Origin of the sequence: Achromobacter sp. UBA4530, from assembly GCF_002388205.1 — a bacterium.
Taxonomy (GTDB): Bacteria; Pseudomonadota; Gammaproteobacteria; order Burkholderiales; family Burkholderiaceae_B; genus Achromobacter; species Achromobacter animicus.
Map to the genome: position 1 here is coordinate 92892 of NZ_DGMA01000002.1, position 18810 is coordinate 111701.

The 18810-nt window shown below is 63.4% G+C and carries 19 protein-coding genes; 3 read left to right on the forward strand and 16 right to left on the reverse strand.

Going from position 1 to position 18810, the window contains the following annotated elements; genetic code table 11:
• Positions 1–3: 3 nt before the first annotated feature.
• From nuoN to B2W22_RS01095, 15 genes are all read right to left on the reverse strand, one after another.
• Complete coding sequence (gene nuoN / locus B2W22_RS01025) at positions 4–1488, reverse strand: NADH-quinone oxidoreductase subunit NuoN (protein WP_175184219.1); 1485 nt, start codon at positions 1486–1488, stop codon at positions 4–6.
• A 9-nt stretch (positions 1489–1497) separates the two neighbouring features.
• The gene (locus B2W22_RS01030) at positions 1498–3000 is read right to left on the reverse strand and encodes an NADH-quinone oxidoreductase subunit M (RefSeq protein ID WP_175123009.1); all 1503 of its coding nucleotides are present in this window, start codon (positions 2998–3000) and stop codon (positions 1498–1500) included.
• Positions 2997–5042 (reverse strand): NADH-quinone oxidoreductase subunit L, encoded by a 2046-nt coding sequence (gene nuoL / locus B2W22_RS01035; protein ID WP_286935950.1) that lies wholly within the window; start codon positions 5040–5042, stop codon positions 2997–2999. The genes B2W22_RS01030 and nuoL overlap by 4 nt, the downstream gene beginning before the upstream one ends.
• Positions 5043–5059: 17 nt before the next feature.
• Positions 5060–5368: an NADH-quinone oxidoreductase subunit NuoK gene (gene nuoK / locus B2W22_RS01040; RefSeq protein ID WP_006217969.1), complete on the reverse strand. Its 309-nt coding sequence runs from the start codon at positions 5366–5368 to the stop codon at positions 5060–5062.
• Positions 5365–6015: an NADH-quinone oxidoreductase subunit J gene (locus B2W22_RS01045; protein ID WP_175123011.1), complete on the reverse strand. Its 651-nt coding sequence runs from the start codon at positions 6013–6015 to the stop codon at positions 5365–5367. Before B2W22_RS01045 ends, nuoK begins: the two co-directional genes overlap by 4 nt.
• Positions 6016–6032: 17 nt before the next feature.
• Positions 6033–6521 carry an NADH-quinone oxidoreductase subunit NuoI gene (gene nuoI / locus B2W22_RS01050; protein ID WP_008161196.1) on the reverse strand — a complete coding sequence of 163 codons (489 nt, stop codon included), beginning with the start codon at positions 6519–6521 and terminating at the stop codon, positions 6033–6035.
• Positions 6522–6541: 20 nt separating this feature from the next.
• Positions 6542–7615 carry an NADH-quinone oxidoreductase subunit NuoH gene (gene nuoH / locus B2W22_RS01055; RefSeq protein ID WP_175123012.1) on the reverse strand — a complete coding sequence of 358 codons (1074 nt, stop codon included), beginning with the start codon at positions 7613–7615 and terminating at the stop codon, positions 6542–6544.
• Positions 7615–9942, reverse strand: a complete 2328-nt coding sequence (gene nuoG, locus B2W22_RS01060; RefSeq protein WP_286935951.1) for an NADH-quinone oxidoreductase subunit NuoG — start codon at positions 9940–9942, stop codon at positions 7615–7617. The genes nuoH and nuoG overlap by 1 nt, the downstream gene beginning before the upstream one ends.
• Positions 9943–9957: 15 nt before the next feature.
• Complete coding sequence (gene nuoF / locus B2W22_RS01065; RefSeq protein WP_175123014.1) at positions 9958–11325, reverse strand: NADH-quinone oxidoreductase subunit NuoF; 1368 nt, start codon at positions 11323–11325, stop codon at positions 9958–9960.
• Positions 11322–11816 carry an NADH-quinone oxidoreductase subunit NuoE gene (gene nuoE, locus B2W22_RS01070; RefSeq protein ID WP_056321718.1) on the reverse strand — a complete coding sequence of 165 codons (495 nt, stop codon included), beginning with the start codon at positions 11814–11816 and terminating at the stop codon, positions 11322–11324. Before nuoE ends, nuoF begins: the two co-directional genes overlap by 4 nt.
• Positions 11817–11863: 47 nt before the next feature.
• A complete protein-coding gene (locus tag B2W22_RS01075; RefSeq protein WP_175123015.1) occupies positions 11864–13120 on the reverse strand; it encodes an NADH-quinone oxidoreductase subunit D in 1257 nt (418 codons plus the stop codon).
• A 3-nt stretch (positions 13121–13123) separates the two neighbouring features.
• The gene (locus B2W22_RS01080; RefSeq protein ID WP_175123016.1) at positions 13124–13750 is read right to left on the reverse strand and encodes an NADH-quinone oxidoreductase subunit C; all 627 of its coding nucleotides are present in this window, start codon (positions 13748–13750) and stop codon (positions 13124–13126) included.
• Positions 13751–13829: 79 nt separating this feature from the next.
• Positions 13830–14306: a NuoB/complex I 20 kDa subunit family protein gene (locus B2W22_RS01085; RefSeq protein WP_006217960.1), complete on the reverse strand. Its 477-nt coding sequence runs from the start codon at positions 14304–14306 to the stop codon at positions 13830–13832.
• Positions 14307–14345: 39 nt separating this feature from the next.
• Positions 14346–14705, reverse strand: coding sequence for an NADH-quinone oxidoreductase subunit A (locus tag B2W22_RS01090; protein ID WP_006217959.1), 360 nt, complete (start codon positions 14703–14705; stop codon positions 14346–14348).
• 293 nt (positions 14706–14998) lie between these two features.
• Complete coding sequence (locus tag B2W22_RS01095; RefSeq protein ID WP_175123017.1) at positions 14999–16120, reverse strand: porin; 1122 nt, start codon at positions 16118–16120, stop codon at positions 14999–15001.
• A gap of 456 nt (positions 16121–16576) precedes the next feature.
• On the opposite strand from B2W22_RS01095, the gene B2W22_RS01100 reads away from it, so the two are divergent.
• Genes B2W22_RS01100 through B2W22_RS01110 form a run of 3 tightly spaced genes read left to right on the forward strand, consistent with a single transcriptional unit; the run spans position 16577 to position 18062 of the window.
• Positions 16577–17191 (forward strand): TetR/AcrR family transcriptional regulator, encoded by a 615-nt coding sequence (locus B2W22_RS01100; RefSeq protein WP_286935953.1) that lies wholly within the window; start codon positions 16577–16579, stop codon positions 17189–17191.
• On the forward strand, positions 17188–17631 hold the full coding sequence (locus B2W22_RS01105; protein WP_286935954.1) for a PaaI family thioesterase: 444 nt from the start codon (positions 17188–17190) through the stop codon (positions 17629–17631). The genes B2W22_RS01100 and B2W22_RS01105 overlap by 4 nt, the downstream gene beginning before the upstream one ends.
• Positions 17628–18062 (forward strand): NAD(P)-binding domain-containing protein, encoded by a 435-nt coding sequence (locus tag B2W22_RS01110; RefSeq protein WP_175123020.1) that lies wholly within the window; start codon positions 17628–17630, stop codon positions 18060–18062. Before B2W22_RS01105 ends, B2W22_RS01110 begins: the two co-directional genes overlap by 4 nt.
• Here the strand turns inward: B2W22_RS01110 and B2W22_RS01115 are convergent.
• Positions 18033–18800 carry a phosphatase PAP2 family protein gene (locus B2W22_RS01115; RefSeq protein WP_175123021.1) on the reverse strand — a complete coding sequence of 256 codons (768 nt, stop codon included), beginning with the start codon at positions 18798–18800 and terminating at the stop codon, positions 18033–18035. The genes B2W22_RS01110 and B2W22_RS01115 overlap by 30 nt on opposite strands.
• Positions 18801–18810 lie beyond the last annotated feature (10 nt).

An 18810-nucleotide genomic window follows, 5' to 3' on the forward strand; every position in this document is an offset into this window, starting at 1 on the left:
TCCTTAGAGGCTCAGCGACGAGCGGATGGCCTGCACGCACAGGGCCATCAGGCCACCCGGCAACAGACCCAGCACCAGGATCAAGGCGCCGTTGATCGACAGCACGCCGCGCTGACCGGCCGTGGCCACCATCGGGGCGGCGTCGGCCGCCGGTTCGTCGAAGTAGACGACCTTGACCACGCGCAGGTAGTAGAACGCGCCGATCAGCGAGAACAGTACCGCGACCACCGCCAGCGTCACGTGGCCGGCGGAAACCAGCGCCTGCAGCACGGCCAGCTTGGCGTAGAAGCCCACCAGCGGCGGGATGCCGGCCAGCGAGAACATCAGCAGCAGCACGATGGCGGCATGCCACGGGCTGCGGCGGTTCAGGCCCTTCAGGTCGTCGATGTGCTCGCACTCGAAGCCCTGGCGCGACAGCAGCAGCACGATGCCGAAGCTGGCGAGCGTGGTCAGCACGTAGGTCAGCATGTAGAACAGCGAGGCGCCGTAGGCGGCCGACGACAGTTCCGGCTTGCCGGCCACCGAGCCCGACATCAGGCCCAGAAGCACGAAGCCCATGTGCGAGATGGTCGAGTAAGCCAGCATGCGCTTGAAGTTGGTCTGGGCAATGGCGGTCAGGTTGCCGATGGCCAGCGACAGCACCGCCAGGATCATCAACATCGGCTGCCAATCCGTGGCCAGGCCGTGCAGACCATCAACCAGCAGACGCAGCGTGATCGCAAAGGCGGCCAGCTTGGGCGCGCCGCCCAGGATCAGCGTGACGGCGGTCGGCGAGCCCTGGTAGACATCCGGCACCCACATGTGGAACGGCACGGCGCCCAGCTTGAACGCCAGACCCGACACGAGGAACACGATGCCGAACACCAGCGCCATCTTCTCGGCCTTGCCGGCGGCGATGACGTTGGACACTTCGGTCAGGTCGAGGTGACCCGTGGCGCCGTAGATCATGGACATGCCGTACAGCAGGAAACCCGAGGCCAGCGCGCCCAGCACGAAGTACTTCATGGCGGCTTCGGTGGCCACGACGTTGTCACGGCGCAGGGCGATCAGCGCGTACAGCGCCAGCGACATCAGTTCCAGGCCCAGGTAGATCGAGATCAGATTCCCGGAGGAAATCATGACCATCTGACCCAGCAGCGCGAACAGCGTCAGCACGTAGAGTTCACCGCCGCGCATCATGTCGCGGACCTGCGCATACACGCGGCCATAGATCAGCGTTACGCCGACGGCAAGATACGAGGCGATCTTGAGCAGGTGCGACAGCTCGTCCGTGACGTACAGGCCGTTGAACGTCGAGCCAGCCACGCCATTCTTCCACTGCACGGCCGACACGACGGTCAGCACGCCCAGGGCAAGCATGGTCAGCAGGAACGTCGGCTTGCGCTCGGGGTGATTGCTGACCGCGTCGATGAGCAAAATAGCCAGGCCGAAAATCAGCAGAAGGATTTCCGGTGTCGCCAGGGCGAAATCGATTTGGGATTGCATCATTGTCTTGTCTTACAGTTTCGAGACGGCAACGTGTTGCAGCAGGGCCTCGACCGACACGTGCATCACGTCGGTGAAGGGCTTGGGATAGATCCCCATGTACAACACGGCGATCGCCATCACGCCAAGAATCACGAATTCGCGGCGATTGATATCGGTCAGCTCGCGCACGTGGTCGTTGGCGACATCGCCCAGGACGACGCGCTTGACCATCCACAGCGAGTACGCCGCGCCCAGGATCAGGGCAGTGGCTGCAAGCAGGCCGATCCAGAAGTTGTGCTCGACCGCGCCCATGATCACCATGAATTCGCCGACGAAGCCGCTGGTGGCCGGCAGGCCGCTGTTGGCCATCGAGAACAGGATGAAGAACGTGGCAAAACGCGGCATCACGTTGACCACGCCGCCGTAGTCGGCGATGCGGCGCGAGTGCATGCGGTCATAGAGAACGCCAATACACATGAACATGGCGCCCGACACGAAGCCGTGCGAGATCATCTGCACGATGGCGCCTTCGACGCCGGCCGTGTTGAAGATGAAGAAGCCCAGCGTGACGAAGCCCATGTGCGCGACCGACGAATAGGCCACCAGCTTCTTCATGTCTTCCTGGACGATCGCGACCAGACCGATGTAGATCACGGCGATCAGCGACAGCGTGATCATCATGCCGGCCAGGCTGTGCGAGGCGTCAGGCGCGATGGGCAGCGAGAAGCGCAGGAAACCGTAGGCGCCCAGCTTCAGCATGATCGCGGCCAGCACGATGGAGCCGCCCGTGGGCGCTTCAACGTGGGCGTCCGGCAACCACGTGTGGACCGGCCACATCGGCACCTTGACGGCAAACGCAGCCAGCAGCGCCACGAAGATCAGGATCTGCGGCGTGTAGCCCAGCTTGGTCTGCTGCCAGGTCAGGATGTCGAACGAACCGCCCGACACATTCCAGAGGTAGACGAACGCGATCAGCGTCAGCAGCGAACCCATCAGGGTGTACAGGAAGAACTTGAACGCCGCGTACACGCGGTTTCCGCCGCCCCAGACGCCGATGATGATGTACATCGGGATCAGCGTGGCTTCGAAGAACACGTAGAACAGCATGCCGTCCAGCGCGCAGAACACGCCAACCATAAGACCCGACAGGATCAGGAAGGCGGCCATGTATTGCGCGACGCGGCTCGTGATGACTTCCCAGCCGGCCAGCACCACGATGATGGTGATGAACGCGGTCAGGAGCACGAACCACATCGAGATGCCGTCGATGCCCAGGTGGTAGTTGACGTTGAAGGCTTCGATCCAGGAGGCCTTCTCCACGAACTGCATGGCGGCCGTGGAGGAATCAAAACCGGTGTAGAGCGGAATCGTGACCAGGAAGCCGGCGATCGAGCCGACGAGCGACAGGCCGCGCGTCAGGCCGGGACGGTCGTCACGGCCCACCGCCAGCACCAGCAGGCCGAATACGATCGGGACAAAGATCGCAAGCGTGAGCCAGGGAAAAGTGTTGGATGCCATCTCGCTTGCCATCATTGGGGAATCAGCACAAAGAAAGTCACCAGCGCCATGACGCCGATGATCATTGCGAACGCGTAGTGATAGATGAAGCCGGACTGCAGGTGGCGGCTGATGGCTGCCACCCAGCCCACGACGCGGGCACTGCCGTTGATCAGGATGCCGTCGATGATGCCGCGGTCACCGGTCTGCCACAGGCCACGGCCCAGGCAGCGCAGACCACGCGCAATGATCTGCTCGTTCACCCAATCCACGTAGTACTTGTTCTCGAGGATCTTGTTCACGCCCGACAGGTTGGCCTTGATGGCGGCCGGCACCTTCGGATTGATCAGGTAGCAGTACCAGGAGATCACGAAACCAGCCACGACCAGCCAGAACGGCAGGGTCTGGAAGGCATGCAGGCCATAGGCGACCCAGCCGTGCCATTCCTCGCTCAGCACGTGCATCGCGGGATGCTGCTGCGGCAGGACCTTGATCACGCCGTCGAAGAACTTGCCGAACAGCATGGGATCGACCGCCCAGGCGCCGATGAACACCGACGGAATCGCCAGCAGGATCAGCGGCAGCGTGACCACCCAGGCCGACTCGTGCGGCTTGCCGCCGTGATGGCCGTGACCGTGGTCGTCGTGACCATGGTCGTCATGGCCATGCGCGTCGTGACCGTGGCCGTGGCCGTGATCGCTGGTGTCGAAGCGTTCCTTGCCGTGGAAGACCAGGAAGTACACGCGGAACGAATACAGCGAGGTGACGAACACGCCGATCAGGACGGCATAGTAGGCAAAGCTCGCGCCCCAGACGTTGGCCTGGCCGGCGGCTTCGATGATGTTTTCCTTCGAGTAGAAACCCGAGAAGAACGGCGTGCCGACGAGCGCCAGCGTACCCAGCAGGAAGGTGATCCAGGTGATGGGCATGTACTTGCGCAGGCCGCCCATGTTGCGGATGTCCTGGTCGTGGTGCATGCCGATGATGACCGAACCCGCGCCCAGGAACAGCAGCGCCTTGAAGAACGCGTGGGTCATCAGGTGGAAGATCGCGACCGAGTAGGCCGACGCACCCAGTGCCACGGTCATGTAACCCAGCTGCGACAGCGTGGAGTACGCGACGACGCGCTTGATGTCGTTCTGGATGATGCCCAGGATGCCCAGGAACAGCGCGCCGATGGCCCCGATCACGATGATGAACGACAGCGCGGTGTCCGACAGTTCGAACAGCGGCGAGAAACGCGCGACCATGAAGATGCCGGCCGTCACCATGGTGGCGGCGTGGATCAGCGCGGAGATCGGGGTCGGGCCTTCCATCGAGTCGGGCAGCCAGGCGTGCAGCGGAACCTGGGCCGATTTACCCATGGCGCCGATGAACAGGCAGATACACGCGACGGTCAGCAGCATCCAGTCGGAACCGGGCAGCGTCATGGCGGCCAGCTTGTCGGCCTGCGCGAAGACTTCACCGTAGTGCATGGTGCCGGCGTAGGCGAACAGCAGGCCGATGCCGAGCACGAAGCCGAAGTCGCCGACGCGGTTGATCAGGAACGCCTTCATGTTGGCGAAGATCGCCGTCGGACGGGTGTACCAGAAACCGATCAGGAGGTAGGACACCAGACCCACCGCTTCCCAGCCGAAGAACAGCTGCACCATGTTGTTCGACATCACCAGCATCAGCATGGAGAACGTGAACAGCGAGATGTACGAGAAGAAGCGCTGGTAGCCGGGATCGTCAGCCATGTAGCCGATGGTGTAGATGTGCACCATCAGCGACACGGAAGTCACCACGACCATCATCATGGCCGACAGCGGATCGATCAGGAAGCCGATTTCCAGCTTGGTCTGGCCGATGAGGCTCCAGGTGTAGACGGCGCCGTCGAAACGCAGACCGTTCAGCACGTCGCCCAGCACCACCACCGAACCGATGGCGGAGATGAGCACGCCCAGAATGGTGATGACGTGCGAGGCGCGGCGGCCGATGGGCCGGCCGAGGAAGCCGGTGCCGAAGAGGCCCGCGAGAATTGCTCCGGCCAGCGGCGCCAGCGCGATGAGCAGGTAGAGATTGGGTGAGCTAGACATTTTCTTCCAATACCCCGTCAGCCCTTCAGGCGATCGAGTTCGTCAACGTTGATCGTGTTCAGGTTGCGGAACAGCAGCACCAAAATGGCCAGGCCGATCGCCGCTTCAGCGGCGGCCACGGTCAGGATGAAGAACACGAACACCTGGCCGGCGGTGTCGCCGAACCAGCTGGAGAACGCCACGAAGTTCATGTTGACGGCCAGGAGCACCAGCTCGATGGACATCAGGAGAATGATCAGGTTGCGGCGGTTCAGGAAGATGCCGAAGATCCCGATCGCGAACAGGATCGCGCCAAGGATCAGATAGTGGGCCAGCGTCAGCGTCATTGTTTTTCTCCTTGGGGCGCGGCACCGTTCGAGGCGTCACGCTTGGCCTGGGCGCGCTCGCTCTGGGCGGGCATGCTCACCATGCGGAAGCGGTCCTTCGAACGCACGCGGACAGCGGCGACCGGGTCGTTGTACTTGACGTCGCGGCGGCGGCGCAGGGTCAGCGCAATCGCGGCAACCATGCCAACCAGCAGCAACGCAGCGCCGACTTCAATGGCGTAGATGTATTGCGTGTACATCGCTTCGCCGAGCGCGCGGGCGTTGTTGTAGTCGGCGGGCAGTTGCGCCTGGGGACCGGAACCGTACCAGATGGTGCCCAGCACGAAGGACACTTCCAGCACGAGCACGACGCCGATGACCAGGCCGAGCGGCAGGTAGGTCTTCATGCCCTGGCGCAGGGTGTCCATGCGGATGTCGAGCATCATCACGACAAAGAGGAAGAGCACCATCACGGCGCCCACGTACACCAGCACCAGCAGCAGCGCCAGGAACTCGGCGCCCAGCAGCATCCACAGCATGGCCGCGTTGGCGAACGCCAGGATCAGATGCAGAACGGCGGTGACCGCGCTGCGCGCGGTGATCACGCGGAACGCCGCGATCACCAGCACGGCGGCCAGTATGTAGAAAAGGACAGTGGTAAAAGTCATGGATCAGACCCTGGGCTTCAGCGGTAAGGCGCGTCTTCGGCCCGGCGGCGGGCGATGTCGGCTTCGTAGCGGTCGCCCACGGCGAGCAGCATGTCTTTGGTGAAATACAGGTCGCCGCGCTTTTCGCCGTGGTATTCGTGGATGTGCGTTTCCACGATGGAGTCCACGGGGCAGCTTTCCTCACAGAAGCCGCAGAAAATGCATTTGGTCAGATCGATGTCGTAGCGCGTCGTGCGGCGGGTGCCGTCGTCGCGCTGGTCGGACTCGATCGTGATCGCCAGCGCCGGGCACACGGCTTCGCACAGCTTGCACGCGATGCAGCGCTCTTCCCCGTTGGGGTAGCGGCGCAGCGCGTGCAGGCCGCGGAAACGCGGCGACGCAGGGGTCTTTTCCTGGGGGTAGCGCAAGGTGACCTTGCGCTTGAAAAAATACTTGCCCGTGAGGCGCATGCCCTTGAGCAACTCGGTCAGCATCAGGCTGCCGAAGAAATCCTTGATCGCTTCCATATCCTGCCTCTGCTTGGCGCTTAGCGCCAAATGTTCCAGGGCGTCTGCATCCAGATCGCCACCACGACCAGCCAGACGCCGGTCAGCGGGATGAAGATTTTCCAACCCAAGCGCATGATCTGGTCATAACGGTAGCGCGGGAACGAGGCCCGGAACCACACGAACAACGAGACCACGAAGAACGTCTTGAGACCCAGCCAGATCCAACCCGGAATCCAGGTCAGCGGCGCGATATCGATCGGGGAAGCCCAGCCGCCCAGGAACATGATCGATGCCATGCACGACAGCAGGATCATGTTGGCGTATTCGCCCAGGAAGAACAGCGCGAAGGCCATGCCCGAGTATTCGACCATGTGGCCGGCCACGATTTCGGATTCGCCTTCCACGACGTCGAACGGGTGACGGTTGGTTTCGGCAACGGCCGAGATCACGTAGATGACGAACAGCGGCAGCAGCGGCAGCCAGTTCCAGGACATGAACGTCAGACCCTTTTCGGCAAACCAGCCGCGGTTCTGCACGTGCACGATCTCGGACATGTTCAGGCTGCCCGACACCAGCAGCACCGTCACCAGCACGAAGCCGATGGCCAGTTCATACGACAGCATCTGGGCCGAGGCGCGCAGTGCGCCCAGGAACGCGTACTTGGAGTTGGATGCCCAGCCGGCGACGATCACGCCGTACACGCCGATGGACGTGATGGCCATGATGTACAGCAGGCCGGCGTTGACGTTGGCCAGCACGACGTCGGGACCGAAGGGCACGACAGCCCAGGCCGCCAGCGCCGGCATCAGCGTGACCACGGGGGCCACGATGAACAGCACCTTGTTGGCCTGGCTGGGGACCACGACTTCCTTTGTCAGCAGCTTGAACACGTCGGCAAACGGCTGCAGCAGCCCCTTGAAACCGACGCGGTTCGGGCCCATGCGCACGTGCATGGCGCCGATCATCTTGCGTTCCCAGTACGTCAGGTAGGCCACGCACAGGATGATGGGCACCGCAATGATGACGATCTTCACGAGGGTCCAGAGGACCATCCAGACCGTCGGACCCAGCAATGCCTGACCGTGGCTTTCAAGAACATTGAGCCATTCCATCAGGCACGCTCCACGCTGATTTGACCAAATGCGCCACCCAGGGCAGCGGTAGTTTCGAAGGCGGCGGAAATGCGCACGGCGCGATCGGCCACGGCATCATCCTGCACGGTTTCCAGTTCGACGGCGCCCTGCCCGGCCGACACGCGCACCTTGACCCCGGCCGTCAGGCCCAGGCTGGTGAGGGTGCGGCCGTTCATGGCGGCGGCGGGCTTCTTCGAAGCCGGCGCGGCCTGCAGCGGTTCCGAACGGCGCACCATGGCGTCCGTGCGGTAGATCGGCACATCGGCGACGCGTTCCAGGCCGGTGAGCGCCTGGCCCAGACCCAGCGGGGCCTTGACGTCGTTGGACAGACGGCCTTCGACGCCGCTGGCCAGCACGGCGTCGCGCACGGACTCGGAGGTCTCGTCATCGAAGCCGGCCAGGTGCAGGACGTTGCCCAGCACGCGCAGGACCTTCCAGCCCGGGCGGGTCTGGCCGAACGGCGTGACCGTGCCCTTGAAGCTCTGGGCCAGGCCTTGGGCGTTGACGAACGTGCCCGAGGTTTCCGTGAACGGCGACACCGGCAGCATCACGTCGGCCCATTCAGCGGCGGCCGAACGGTAAGGCGTGAGCGCAACGGCGAACTGCGCGCCGCGCAGCGCGGCGATGGCTTGCTGGCCGTTGTCGGCGTCGAGCAGCGGTTCGGCGTGCAGGACGATGTAGGCCTTGAGCGGTTCGGCGAGCATGGCCGCGGCGGTCTTGCCGCCCTTGCCCGGGATGGCGCCGGCGAGGTAACCGCCGACCGTGTTGCCGCCCGAGGTCAGGAAGCCGAACTTGCCGCCGGACAGGTCAGCCACGGCGCGGCCGTTGGCGGCCAGCGTGGTGGCCTGGACGCTGGCGACAGCCAGGTTGCCCATCAGCACGGCGGTGTTGGCGCCCGACGCAAGGCTGGCGGCGATGAGCTTGGCGTTTTCGCCCGGCGTGACCGAGGCGAACTCGGCCGGCACGGCCTGTTCCTTGGCCTGGGCCAGCGCGACGACCACTTCGGCCAGCGCGCGCGCCAGTTCCGACGGGGCCACGGTGATGCGCGCCGTGACGGGCATCAGAGGATCGTCGGCGGCGCTGTCGACCATCAGGATCTGCGTGCCACGCTTGGCGGCTTGACGCAGACGCTGAGCCATCAGCGGATGGTCCTTGCGCAGGAACGAGCCGACGACCAGGACGCGGTCCAGGTTGTCGAGTTCGGCGATGGGCATGCCCAGCCACGGCGCGCCGGTCAGCGCGGCGTCAAAGGCCGGGTCGGTCTGGCGCAGACGGAAGTCGATGTTCTCGGAACCCAGCGAGCGGACCAGGCGGCCCAGCAGCGCGTATTCCTCGGTGGTGGCGTATTCGGACGCCAGCGCGCCGATCTGGCCGGCGCCGAAGCTGTCACGCACGCGCGACAGGCCTTGGGCCACGGCTTGCAGGGCGTCGGCCCACGAGGCTTCCTGCCACTTGCCATCGGTGCCCTTGATCATCGGGGCGGACAGGCGGTCGTCGCTGTTCAGGCCTTCGTACGAGAAGCGGTCGCGGTCGCTGATCCAGCATTCGTTGACGGCTTCGTCTTCGAACGGGACCACGCGCATCACGCGGTCGCCCTTGACCTGGACGACAAGGTTGGCGCCCAGGCTGTCGTGCGGGCTGACCGAACGGCGGCGAGCCAGTTCCCAGGTGCGGGCGCTGTAGCGGAAGGGCTTGGAGGTCAGCGCGCCCACCGGACAGATGTCGATCATGTTGCCCGACAGTTCGGACTCGATCGAACGGCCCACGAAGGTGGTGATTTCGGAGTGCTCGCCACGGCCCAGCATGCCCAGTTCCATGACGCCGGCGATTTCCTGGCCGAAGCGCACACAGCGGGTGCAGTGGATGCAGCGCGACATTTCCTCGGCGGAAACCAGCGGGCCCAGGTCCTTGTGGAACACGACGCGCTTTTCTTCCTGGTAACGCGAGGAAGATCCGCCGTAGCCCACGGCCAGATCCTGCAGCTGGCATTCGCCGCCCTGATCGCAGATCGGGCAGTCGAGGGGGTGATTGATGAGCAAGAATTCCATCACCGACTTCTGAGCGGCGCGAGCCTTCTCAGAGCAGGTGTGGACGACCATGCCGTTGGTCACGGGCGTGGCGCAGGCGGGCAGCGCCTTGGGCGCTTTTTCCACTTCAACCAGGCACATCCGGCAGTTGGCCGCGATGGACAGTTTCTTGTGGTAGCAGAAATGCGGCACGTAAAGCCCGACTTTCTGGGCGGCATGCATGACCATGCTGCCTTCGGGCACTTCGACCTTGTTGCCGTCGACGGTTAGTTCAACCATTGCTGTTCCTGAGACCTACAGATATTGCGGGACCACACAAGACTTGTGCTCGATGTGGTGCGCGAATTCGTCGCGAAAATGCTTGAGGAAGCCACGGACGGGCATGGCGGCGGCGTCACCGAGGGCGCAGATGGTGCGGCCCATGATGTTGAGGGCCACGTTGTCCAGCAGCTCCAGATCTTCCGGACGGCCTTGACCGTTTTCGATGCGGTGCACCATGCGGTAGAGCCAGCCGGTGCCTTCGCGGCACGGCGTGCACTGGCCGCAGCTTTCCTCGAAATAGAAGTACGACAGACGCAGCAGCGACTTCACCATGCAGCGCGTCTCGTCCATGACGATCACAGCGCCAGAGCCGAGCATCGAGCCGGCCTTGGCGATGGAGTCATAGTCCATCGTGCATTCCATCATGATGTCGGCGGGCAGGACCGGGGCGCTCGAGCCGCCGGGGATGACCGCCTTCAGCTTCTTGCCGCCGCGCATGCCGCCAGCCAGTTCCAGCAGCGTCGAGAATGGGGTGCCCAGCGGGATCTCGTAGTTGCCGGGACGCTCGACGTCGCCGGTGATCGAGAACAGCTTGGTGCCGCCGTTGTTCGGCTTGCCGACTTCCAGGTAGGCCTGGCCGCCGTTGCGGATGATCCACGGCACCGCCGCGAACGTTTCCGTGTTGTTGATGGTGGTGGGCTTGCCGTACAGGCCGAAGCTGGCCGGGAACGGCGGCTTGAAGCGCGGTTGGCCCTTCTTGCCTTCCAGCGATTCCAGCAGCGCGGTTTCTTCGCCGCAGATGTAGGCGCCGTAACCGTGGAAAGCGTGGAGCTGGAAGCTGAAGTCGGAACCGAACAGGCGGTCACCCAGGAAGCCGGCGGCACGCGCCTCTTCCAGCGCTTCTTCGAAGCGCTCGTAGACTTCGAAGATTTCGCCGTGGATGTAGTTGTAGCCGACGCTGATGCCCATGGCGTAGGCCGCGATCGCCATGCCTTCAATCACGATGTGCGGATTGAAGCGCAGGATGTCGCGGTCCTTGAACGTGCCGGGCTCGCCTTCGTCGGAGTTGCAGACGAGGTACTTCTGGCCCGGGAAGGCGCGCGGCATGAAGCTCCACTTCAGACCGGTCGGGAAGCCCGCGCCGCCACGGCCGCGCAGACCCGACGCCTTGACTTCGGCGATCACGTCTTCCGGCTTCATGCCGGTGGTCAGGATCTTTTTCAGGGCTTCGTAGCCGCCGCGCTTGACGTAGTCGGCCAGGCGCCAGTTGGCGCCGTCGACGTCGGCCATGATCTGCGGCTGCAGGTGGCGGCCGTGCAGGGCCATCGAGTTGGACAGGTCGTTCAGGGGGTTGGGATCCAGCCCCTGCGCGAACTGCTTGTACAGGTCAGGCGCGTTCATGCCGACTCTCCTTGCTGCTTGAGGGCCGCGACCAGCGCGTCCAGCTTCTCGTCGGTCATGCGCACGCACATATGCTTGTTGTTCACGATCAGCACGGGGGAGTCGCCGCAGGCGCCCATGCACTCGCCTTCGACCAGCGTGAACTGGCCGTCTTCGGTGGTCTGGCGATAGTCGACGCCCAGCTTGCGCTTGAGGTATTCGCCGGCGCGGTCGCCGTCGCGCAAGGCACAGGGCAGGTTCGTGCAGACGGCGATCTTGTTCTTGCCGACGGGCTTGACGTCGAACATGTTGTAGAACGTGGCGACTTCCTGGACCGCGATGGGCGGAACGCCAATGTAGTTGGCCACGTCTTCGATGACTTCGGTAGCCAACCAGCCCTTCTCTTCTTGCGCGATGGCAAGCGAGGCCATGATGGCGGACTGCCGCTGGTCGGCCGGGAACTTGGCCAGTTCACGGTCGATTTTCTGGTAGGCCTGTTCGGAAAGCAGCATAGTTTGAATCCGGGTTATGCGGGCGTGCTCGTGACTGTCTGGGCGGATCAGCGATCGATCTCGCCGAAAACGATGTCCTGCGTGCCAATGATGGTGACGGCGTCGGCGATCATGTGGCCACGCGACATTTCATCCAGCGCTTGCAGGTGGACAAAGCCAGGCGCCCGAATCTTCAGGCGGTAAGGCTTGTTGGCGCCGTCGGACACCAGATAGATGCCGAATTCGCCCTTCGGGTGCTCCACCGAGGCGAACGCCTCGCCCGGGGGCACGTGGAAACCTTCAGTGAAGAGCTTGAAGTGATGGATCAGCTCTTCCATGTTGGTCTTCATGGCGGTACGCGACGGCGGGGCGATCTTGTGGTTCTCGATCATGACCGGGCCGGGATTGTTGCGCAGCCATTCCACGCACTGGCGGATGATGCGATTGCTTTGGCGCATCTCGGCGATGCGGACCAGGTAGCGGTCGTAGCAGTCGCCGTTGACACCCACGGGGATGTCGAAATCAAGCAGATCGTAGACTTCGTAGGGCTGCGTCTTGCGCAGGTCCCAGGCGACGCCCGAACCGCGCAGCATCGGGCCGGTAAAGCCCAGCGCCTTGGCGCGCTCGGGATCGACCACGCCGATGCCGACCAGACGCTGCTTCCAGATGCGGTTGTCGGTGAGCAGGGTTTCGTACTCGTCGACGCAGCCGGGGAAGCGGTTGGTGAAGTCTTCGATGAAGTCCAGCAGCGAACCCGAACGCGCTTCGTTCATGACGCGCATTTCCTTGTCGCCACGGAACTTGCTGGAGTCGCCGTACTGCGGCATGGAATCCGGCAGGTCGCGATAGACGCCACCCGGCCGGTAGTAGGCCGCGTGCATGCGCGCGCCCGAGACCGCTTCGTAGCAGTCCATCAGGTCTTCGCGTTCACGGAAGGCGTACAGGAACACCGCCATCGCGCCCACGTCCAGGGCGTGCGAGCCCAGCGACATCAGGTGGTTCAGCAGACGCGTGATTTCATCGAACATCACGCGGATGTACTGCGCGCGCAGCGGGGCTTCGACGCCCAGCAGCTTTTCGATGGCCATGACGTAGGCGTGCTCGTTGCACATCATGGACACGTAGTCCAGGCGGTCCATGTAGGGCAGCGCCTGGATGTAGGTCTTGTGTTCGGCCAGTTTTTCAGTGGCGCGGTGCAGCAGGCCGATGTGCGGATCGGCGCGCTGGATGACTTCGCCGTCAAGCTCGAGCACCAGGCGCAGCACACCGTGCGCGGCAGGGTGTTGAGGACCGAAGTTCAGGGTGTAGTTCTTGATGTCTGCCATGATTCAACGCCCCATGCCGTAGGTGTCTTCGCGCACCACGCGCGGGGTGATCTCGCGCGGATCGATCGTGACCGGCTGGTAAATGACGCGCCGCTGCTCGGGGTCGTAGCGCATTTCGACGGTGCCCGACAGCGGGAAGTCTTTGCGGAACGGATGGCCGATGAAGCCGTAGTCGGTGAGGATGCGGCGCAGGTCCGGATGGCCTTCAAAGACGATGCCGTACAGATCGAAGGCTTCGCGCTCGAACCAGCCGACCGTGGGCCAGCATTCCATCAGCGAGGCGACCATCGGGAACTCGTCGTCAGGCGCCCACGTGCGCACGCGCAGCCGCCAGTTGTTCTCGAGGGAGAGCAGGTGCGCCACCACGGCATAACGCGAGCGGTGGATGCGGACGTTGGTTTCCTCGGGCATCTGGCGCGTGCCGTTGCCCCAGGTCAGGTAGTCGACGCCGCAGAGGTCGATACAGGTTTCAAAGCGCAGGCCGGCTTCGGTGCGCAGCTTGTTGCAGACGGAGAACCACTGCTCCGCGGGCACTTCGAGCGTCAGCTCGCCCAGCGCCTCGGTCAGCGCAATGTCCGCGCCGAGGGTGGTCTGCAAATTGTTTTTCAGGGATTCGAGCCTGGTCATCATCTTGTACGCTTAGGTGAACCGATACGCTGGTTTCGCAGGTTCGAGGCGGCTGAGGCCTGCCATCGGACCTGACGAAGCATCAGCGCGCAATCGTGTTGGTCAGACGGATCTTGTTCTGCATTTGCAGCAAGCCGTAGACCAGCGCCTCGGCCGTGGGCGGGCAGCCCGGCACGTAGACGTCTACCGGTACGATGCGATCACAGCCACGCACCACCGAATACGAGTAGTGGTAGTAGCCGCCGCCATTGGCACAGGAGCCCATGGAAACCACCCAGCGCGGCTCGGGCATCTGGTCGTAGACCTTGCGCAGCGCGGGCGCCATCTTGTTGCACAGCGTGCCGGCAACGATCATAAGATCGGACTGGCGCGGGCTGGGCCGGAAGATGATGCCGAATTGGTCCAGGTCATAGCGGGCTGCGCCCGCGTGCATCATCTCAACCGCGCAACAGGCCAGACCGAAGGTCATGGGCCACATCGAACCGGTCTTCGCCCAGTTCAGGAACTTGTCGGCGCTGGTGGTGATGAACCCTTGCTTGAGAATGCCGTCTATAGCCATATTCGTCTCTGATAACGTGCTGTGAAATGAACCCGAAGGTCACTCCCAATCCAGCGCGCCCTTTTTCCATTCGTAGATGAAGCCGACGGTCAACACGGCGAGGAAAACCATGACCGTCCAGAAACCGACGAGTCCGACGGTGCCCTGGGCAATGGCCCACGGGAACAGGAACGCGATTTCCAGGTCGAAAAGAATGAACAGAATCGCCACGAGGTAGTAGCGCACGTCAAACTTCATGCGTGCATCTTCAAACGCTTCGAAGCCGCACTCGTAAGGCGAGAGCTTCTCAGCGTAAGGACGCCGCGGGCCAAGGAGGGAGCCGGCCGTTAGAAGCGCGAACCCGATAAGGGTGGCCACTACGATAAACAGCAGGACGGGAAAATACTGTTGCAGGTTCATTCAGGCGTCCGTCAAATGCGCAAACCTTAGGATTGTAGCATTCGCGCGGTTACTTCCGGCTGAACTCTGTAGCTTGAATAGCAGGCGAAAGACTGCATTCCTCAAATGGAACAATTGCAGCTTTCGTCGGTGCATGTCGAGCATGTGCGGCTCGAACGACACGAAGCCGTAGTATGCCTGAATTCAGTGCGCAGACGAAAAAAAACCACCCCCAAAGGGGTGGTTCATGCGAACGGGCCGAGGCCCGTTCGCTTTTGCTTTAAATCCACACAGGGCTTGCGCCCTGCATTGGATTAGAAGCGGTGACGCACACCGATGCCGACGGCGGTCGACTTGACGTCGTCCAGGAAGGCGTAGTTGGTGGCGTACGAACCGTAGGCGTACAGGTTGGTACGCTTGGACAGGTCGTAGGTGTAGCCCAGCGAGTAGATGTTCATATTGGCATCGTCGCCCGTCAGCTTGTCGTTCGACGGGTCAACACGCTGCCACGAACCGAAGACGTTCGAAGCGCCACCGATGGGGGCCGACAGGCCGACCAGGTAGGAGTTGGCCTTGAAGCCGTCAGCGAACACGTTGCTGATGCCGCTGGCGGTTGCCGACAGGATCGAGTTGCCGTTCACGCCGGGGCCAGCGAACCAGCCGTCGGTGGTGCGGCCGTAGACCAGGGCCAGCTTGACCACTTCGAAGTCATACGAACCACCGATCATGTACGAACGCGGGGTGGCGTCGGTAGCTTCGGTCGTCAGACGGTTCGAGGCGTTCAGTTGGTCGTACGACAGAGCGACGTTCAACGGGCCGTTGACGTAGCGCAGACCAGCGGTGATGGCGCGGGTGTTGTCGGCGGTCTTGAAGCCGGTTTCGGTCGTCTTCGTGTCGTCGGCGCTGAACGAGTAGCCGGCGCCGAATTGGAAGCCGCTGAACGACGGGGTTTGGTACATGACCATGTTGTCGTAGCGCTGCGTGTTGGCGGCGCTCAGACCGGTACCGATGTTAGCTTGACCGAAGCCAGCGCCGAACGGATCGATCGAACCGAAGTACTTCGAAGCGATGTTGGTTTGACGACCGAAGTCCAGTTGGCCCCAGCTGTCGCTGGCCAGACCGACGGTGGCTTGACGACCGAACAGACGGCCACCTTGAGCCGAACGGCCGTTACCCGAGTCAAAGCCCGATTCCAGTTGGAAAACAGCGCGCAGGCCGTCACCCAGATCTTCCGAACCACGCAGACCCCAGCGCGAACCGTTTTGGACGCCGTTGATCATGCCGAAGCGGCTGCCGTTAACAGCATCGCCAGCACCGCTGATACGGTTGTAGCCGAGGCCCGTGTCGATGATACCGTACAGGGTGACAGACGTTTCTGCCTGGGCGACACCGGCGAAACCGGCGAGCAGGGCGGCAGCGAGCAGAGTCTTTTTCATTTAAGAAATCTCCGTTGATTTGAGTGACAAGAGCAGCAATCCAGCAAACCAGCCTGCCGCCCCCCTAACTCCGCGAAGGGAAGTTGACGCTATTGCATCAAAAATCGGGGGGACTGGCTATGGTCGGCATCAGAAAAGTGCTGGTTTGCGACAGGCTTGTTGGGAAGTTGCAACATCCCGCTGATGCTTGCCGCGCAACGCTAGGGCTTTCCCTTACCGAACTGCCCGAGCGCGCAACCATGCGACTTTCGGCCCTGCCCCCAATTTTCCGGGCAATTCCAAAACCCATTTATCACGCTACTTTCTTCGCGGCTCCGGCTGCCATGCAGCGCTAAACCGGAGCGGCCGGGATGATGCCGGCACTGAAGATCATCGTAATCACGTGCGGCGCTAATAACGTTGTTATTAATAAAAATCGTCGATATGATCGTTGGCACCGTATAGCCGCTGAGCGCCATGTCCACCCCTTCCCCTCGTGCCGACCGCAACGAACGCCTGAGCGCCCTGCGCAGGCAGATCATCCTGGACGCCGCGCAGCGCGTGTTTGAACGGGATGGTCTGGAAAAGACGACGATCCGGGCCATCGCCAAAGAGGCAGGTTGCACGACGGGCGCCATTTATCCCTGGTTCGCCGGCAAGGAGGCGCTTTACGGGGAACTGCTGGACGGATCGCTGCAACGGCTGCACGCGCATCTGGCGCAGGCGGGCAATGCCGAGACGCCGCAGTCGGCCGCGCGCGGCGTGATCGGGGCGTTTTTTGCGTACTACGCGCATCGGCGCACGGATTTTTCGCTGGGGATGTATCTGTTCCAGGGACTGGGTCCGCGGGGGCTGGGCCGGGACATGGACGAAAAGCTCAATGGCCGGTTGCGGCAATGTATCGATCTGATCGGCCAGGCGCTGTCGCGCACAAAAGGCTGGCGGGACGAGACCGTTCAGGCCGAGCAGATGAACGTGTTCACCTATTTGATGGGACTGTTGCTGCTGGTGCACACCCGCCGCCTCAAGTCGCTGGGCCAGCAGGCCGATGCGCTGCTGGACAACTATTGCCACGCCCTGGAACAACGATGACCGCAACCGCCCTCGCCGCCGATGCGCGCGCGCCGCAGATCAGCCTTGCCGACTTTCACGTGCTGCTTGCCGACCAGCATCCGTTCTCGATGCTGCTGGGGATCGATGTGCTGCACATCGGCCACGGCTCGGCGCACGCCGTGTTGCCCGCCCGCGACGCGCACCAGCGGCTGGGCGGCATTGTTGCCGGACCAATGCTGATGGGACTGGCCGACCTGGCCATGTATGCGGCAGTCGTGGGCGCCACCGGGCAGGCCCACGCGGTCACGGCCAGCCTGACCATCAATTTCCTGCGCAAAAGTCCGGCAGGCGCCATCCATGCGCATGCCCGGCTGCTCAAGGTGGGCCGGCTTTCCGCGGGCGAAGTCGTGCTGACCGGCGAAGGCTCGGACGAGCCGGTCGCGCATATCGTGAGCACGTGGTCGGTGCCCAAGCCATGAGTCCGCGCGTCAGCATCGTCGGCATGGGCAGGATCGGCACGATGGCCGCGCGGCGGCTGCTGGCCGCCGAGCCCGACATTGCGCTGACCCTCTATGACATCGAGGCGGAGCGGTGCGAAGATTTCCGTGGCAACGCGACGCTGGCGACCTCGGCGCGCGAAGCCCTGGCGGAGTCAGACACCATCGTGCTGGCCCTGCCCCGGGAGCGCGAGATCGATCGCACGCTGGAACGCTTCAGCGACGGACAGGTCACTGCGCCCATTGCCGGCAAGTTGATCATCGATCTGGACCCGCCACCCGCCGACCGGATGCGGCAGCTTGACCGCGCGATCGCCTGCGCGGGCGGGCGCTACACCTGCGCGCCCATGCAGGCGCCCGCCGCGGACGGCATCGAGGCGCGCCTACTGGACGCGCTGAACCGTCCTGCCTGACACGTGCAGCCGTTCGACGGCCGCCACGCACAGGACCAGCCATCCCAGGCTGACCGCGAACCCGGCTACGACATCGCTCGCAAAATGCACCTGCAGCAGGATGCGGCTGAGACCGATGGCCATGATGAGCGCGGCCATGAACGCCACGCAGGGCAGACGCCACGCGGGTGGCGCGAATCGCCACATCAGGTAGCAGGCCGTGCCGTACACAGCCATTGCCGCCGAAGAGTGGCCGCTGGGGAAGCTCCAACCGGTCGCCATGGCGTAGCCGTGATCGTGGTCGGGCCGCACGCGCTCGAACGTGTGTTTGAACAGCCAGTTCAGCGCGCCGTTCAGGCCGGTCGCGACCGCGCAGAAGAGCGCGAGCTGCCACGACCCGCTCCATAGCAGCGCAAGCGTCATCAACACGGCGACGACCGTGAGCAGGTTGCGGTCACCTAGATACGTGATCCAGGACAGCAGCCAAAGCATGGACGTCGACATGGACATGCTGAGCGCATTGGCGAGCGCGCTGTCGAACGCCACGATCGTCCCGCGGCTTTCGACGGCCAGGGCCAGCGCCAGAAACAACGCAAAGGATATGCCCGCCGTCGCGGCGAAGAGCGCGGCACGGCCGTTGCCGGACAGGCGGCCATGGCAGCGCATGAAGAGCAGCGCCACGCCGCCCGCGACCAGCGGCAGCGCGACAAACAAAGAGAGGGCATGGGCTGCGGCCCATGCCGCGTAGACATCGGTCATGTATGCGCCA

What these genes read in the sequence shown, in the direction of transcription:
- B2W22_RS01045 (WP_175123011.1), bottom strand. Translation starts at nt 6,015, where the DNA reads ATGACTTTTACCACTGTCCTTTTCTACATACTGGCCGCCGTGCTGGTG.
- nuoF (WP_175123014.1), bottom strand. Translation starts at nt 11,325, where the DNA reads ATGAACGCGCCTGACCTGTACAAGCAGTTCGCGCAGGGGCTGGATCCC.
- B2W22_RS01090 (WP_006217959.1), bottom strand. Translation starts at nt 14,705, where the DNA reads ATGAACCTGCAACAGTATTTTCCCGTCCTGCTGTTTATCGTAGTGGCC.
- B2W22_RS01080 (WP_175123016.1), bottom strand. Translation starts at nt 13,750, where the DNA reads ATGATGACCAGGCTCGAATCCCTGAAAAACAATTTGCAGACCACCCTC.
- nuoG (WP_286935951.1), bottom strand. Translation starts at nt 9,942, where the DNA reads ATGGTTGAACTAACCGTCGACGGCAACAAGGTCGAAGTGCCCGAAGGC.
- B2W22_RS01075 (WP_175123015.1), bottom strand. Translation starts at nt 13,120, where the DNA reads ATGGCAGACATCAAGAACTACACCCTGAACTTCGGTCCTCAACACCCT.
- B2W22_RS01030 (WP_175123009.1), bottom strand. Translation starts at nt 3,000, where the DNA reads ATGATGGCAAGCGAGATGGCATCCAACACTTTTCCCTGGCTCACGCTT.
- nuoE (WP_056321718.1), bottom strand. Translation starts at nt 11,816, where the DNA reads ATGCTGCTTTCCGAACAGGCCTACCAGAAAATCGACCGTGAACTGGCC.
- B2W22_RS01095 (WP_175123017.1), bottom strand. Translation starts at nt 16,120, where the DNA reads ATGAAAAAGACTCTGCTCGCTGCCGCCCTGCTCGCCGGTTTCGCCGGT.
- B2W22_RS01085 (WP_006217960.1), bottom strand. Translation starts at nt 14,306, where the DNA reads ATGGCTATAGACGGCATTCTCAAGCAAGGGTTCATCACCACCAGCGCC.
- nuoH (WP_175123012.1), bottom strand. Translation starts at nt 7,615, where the DNA reads ATGGAATGGCTCAATGTTCTTGAAAGCCACGGTCAGGCATTGCTGGGT.
- nuoI (WP_008161196.1), bottom strand. Translation starts at nt 6,521, where the DNA reads ATGGAAGCGATCAAGGATTTCTTCGGCAGCCTGATGCTGACCGAGTTG.
- B2W22_RS01110 (WP_175123020.1), top strand. Translation starts at nt 17,628, where the DNA reads ATGAGTCCGCGCGTCAGCATCGTCGGCATGGGCAGGATCGGCACGATG.
- nuoN (WP_175184219.1), bottom strand. Translation starts at nt 1,488, where the DNA reads ATGATGCAATCCCAAATCGATTTCGCCCTGGCGACACCGGAAATCCTT.
- B2W22_RS01105 (WP_286935954.1), top strand. Translation starts at nt 17,188, where the DNA reads ATGACCGCAACCGCCCTCGCCGCCGATGCGCGCGCGCCGCAGATCAGC.
- nuoK (WP_006217969.1), bottom strand. Translation starts at nt 5,368, where the DNA reads ATGACGCTGACGCTGGCCCACTATCTGATCCTTGGCGCGATCCTGTTC.
- B2W22_RS01100 (WP_286935953.1), top strand. Translation starts at nt 16,577, where the DNA reads ATGTCCACCCCTTCCCCTCGTGCCGACCGCAACGAACGCCTGAGCGCC.
- nuoL (WP_286935950.1), bottom strand. Translation starts at nt 5,042, where the DNA reads ATGTCTAGCTCACCCAATCTCTACCTGCTCATCGCGCTGGCGCCGCTG.
- B2W22_RS01115 (WP_175123021.1), bottom strand. Translation starts at nt 18,800, where the DNA reads ATGACCGATGTCTACGCGGCATGGGCCGCAGCCCATGCCCTCTCTTTG.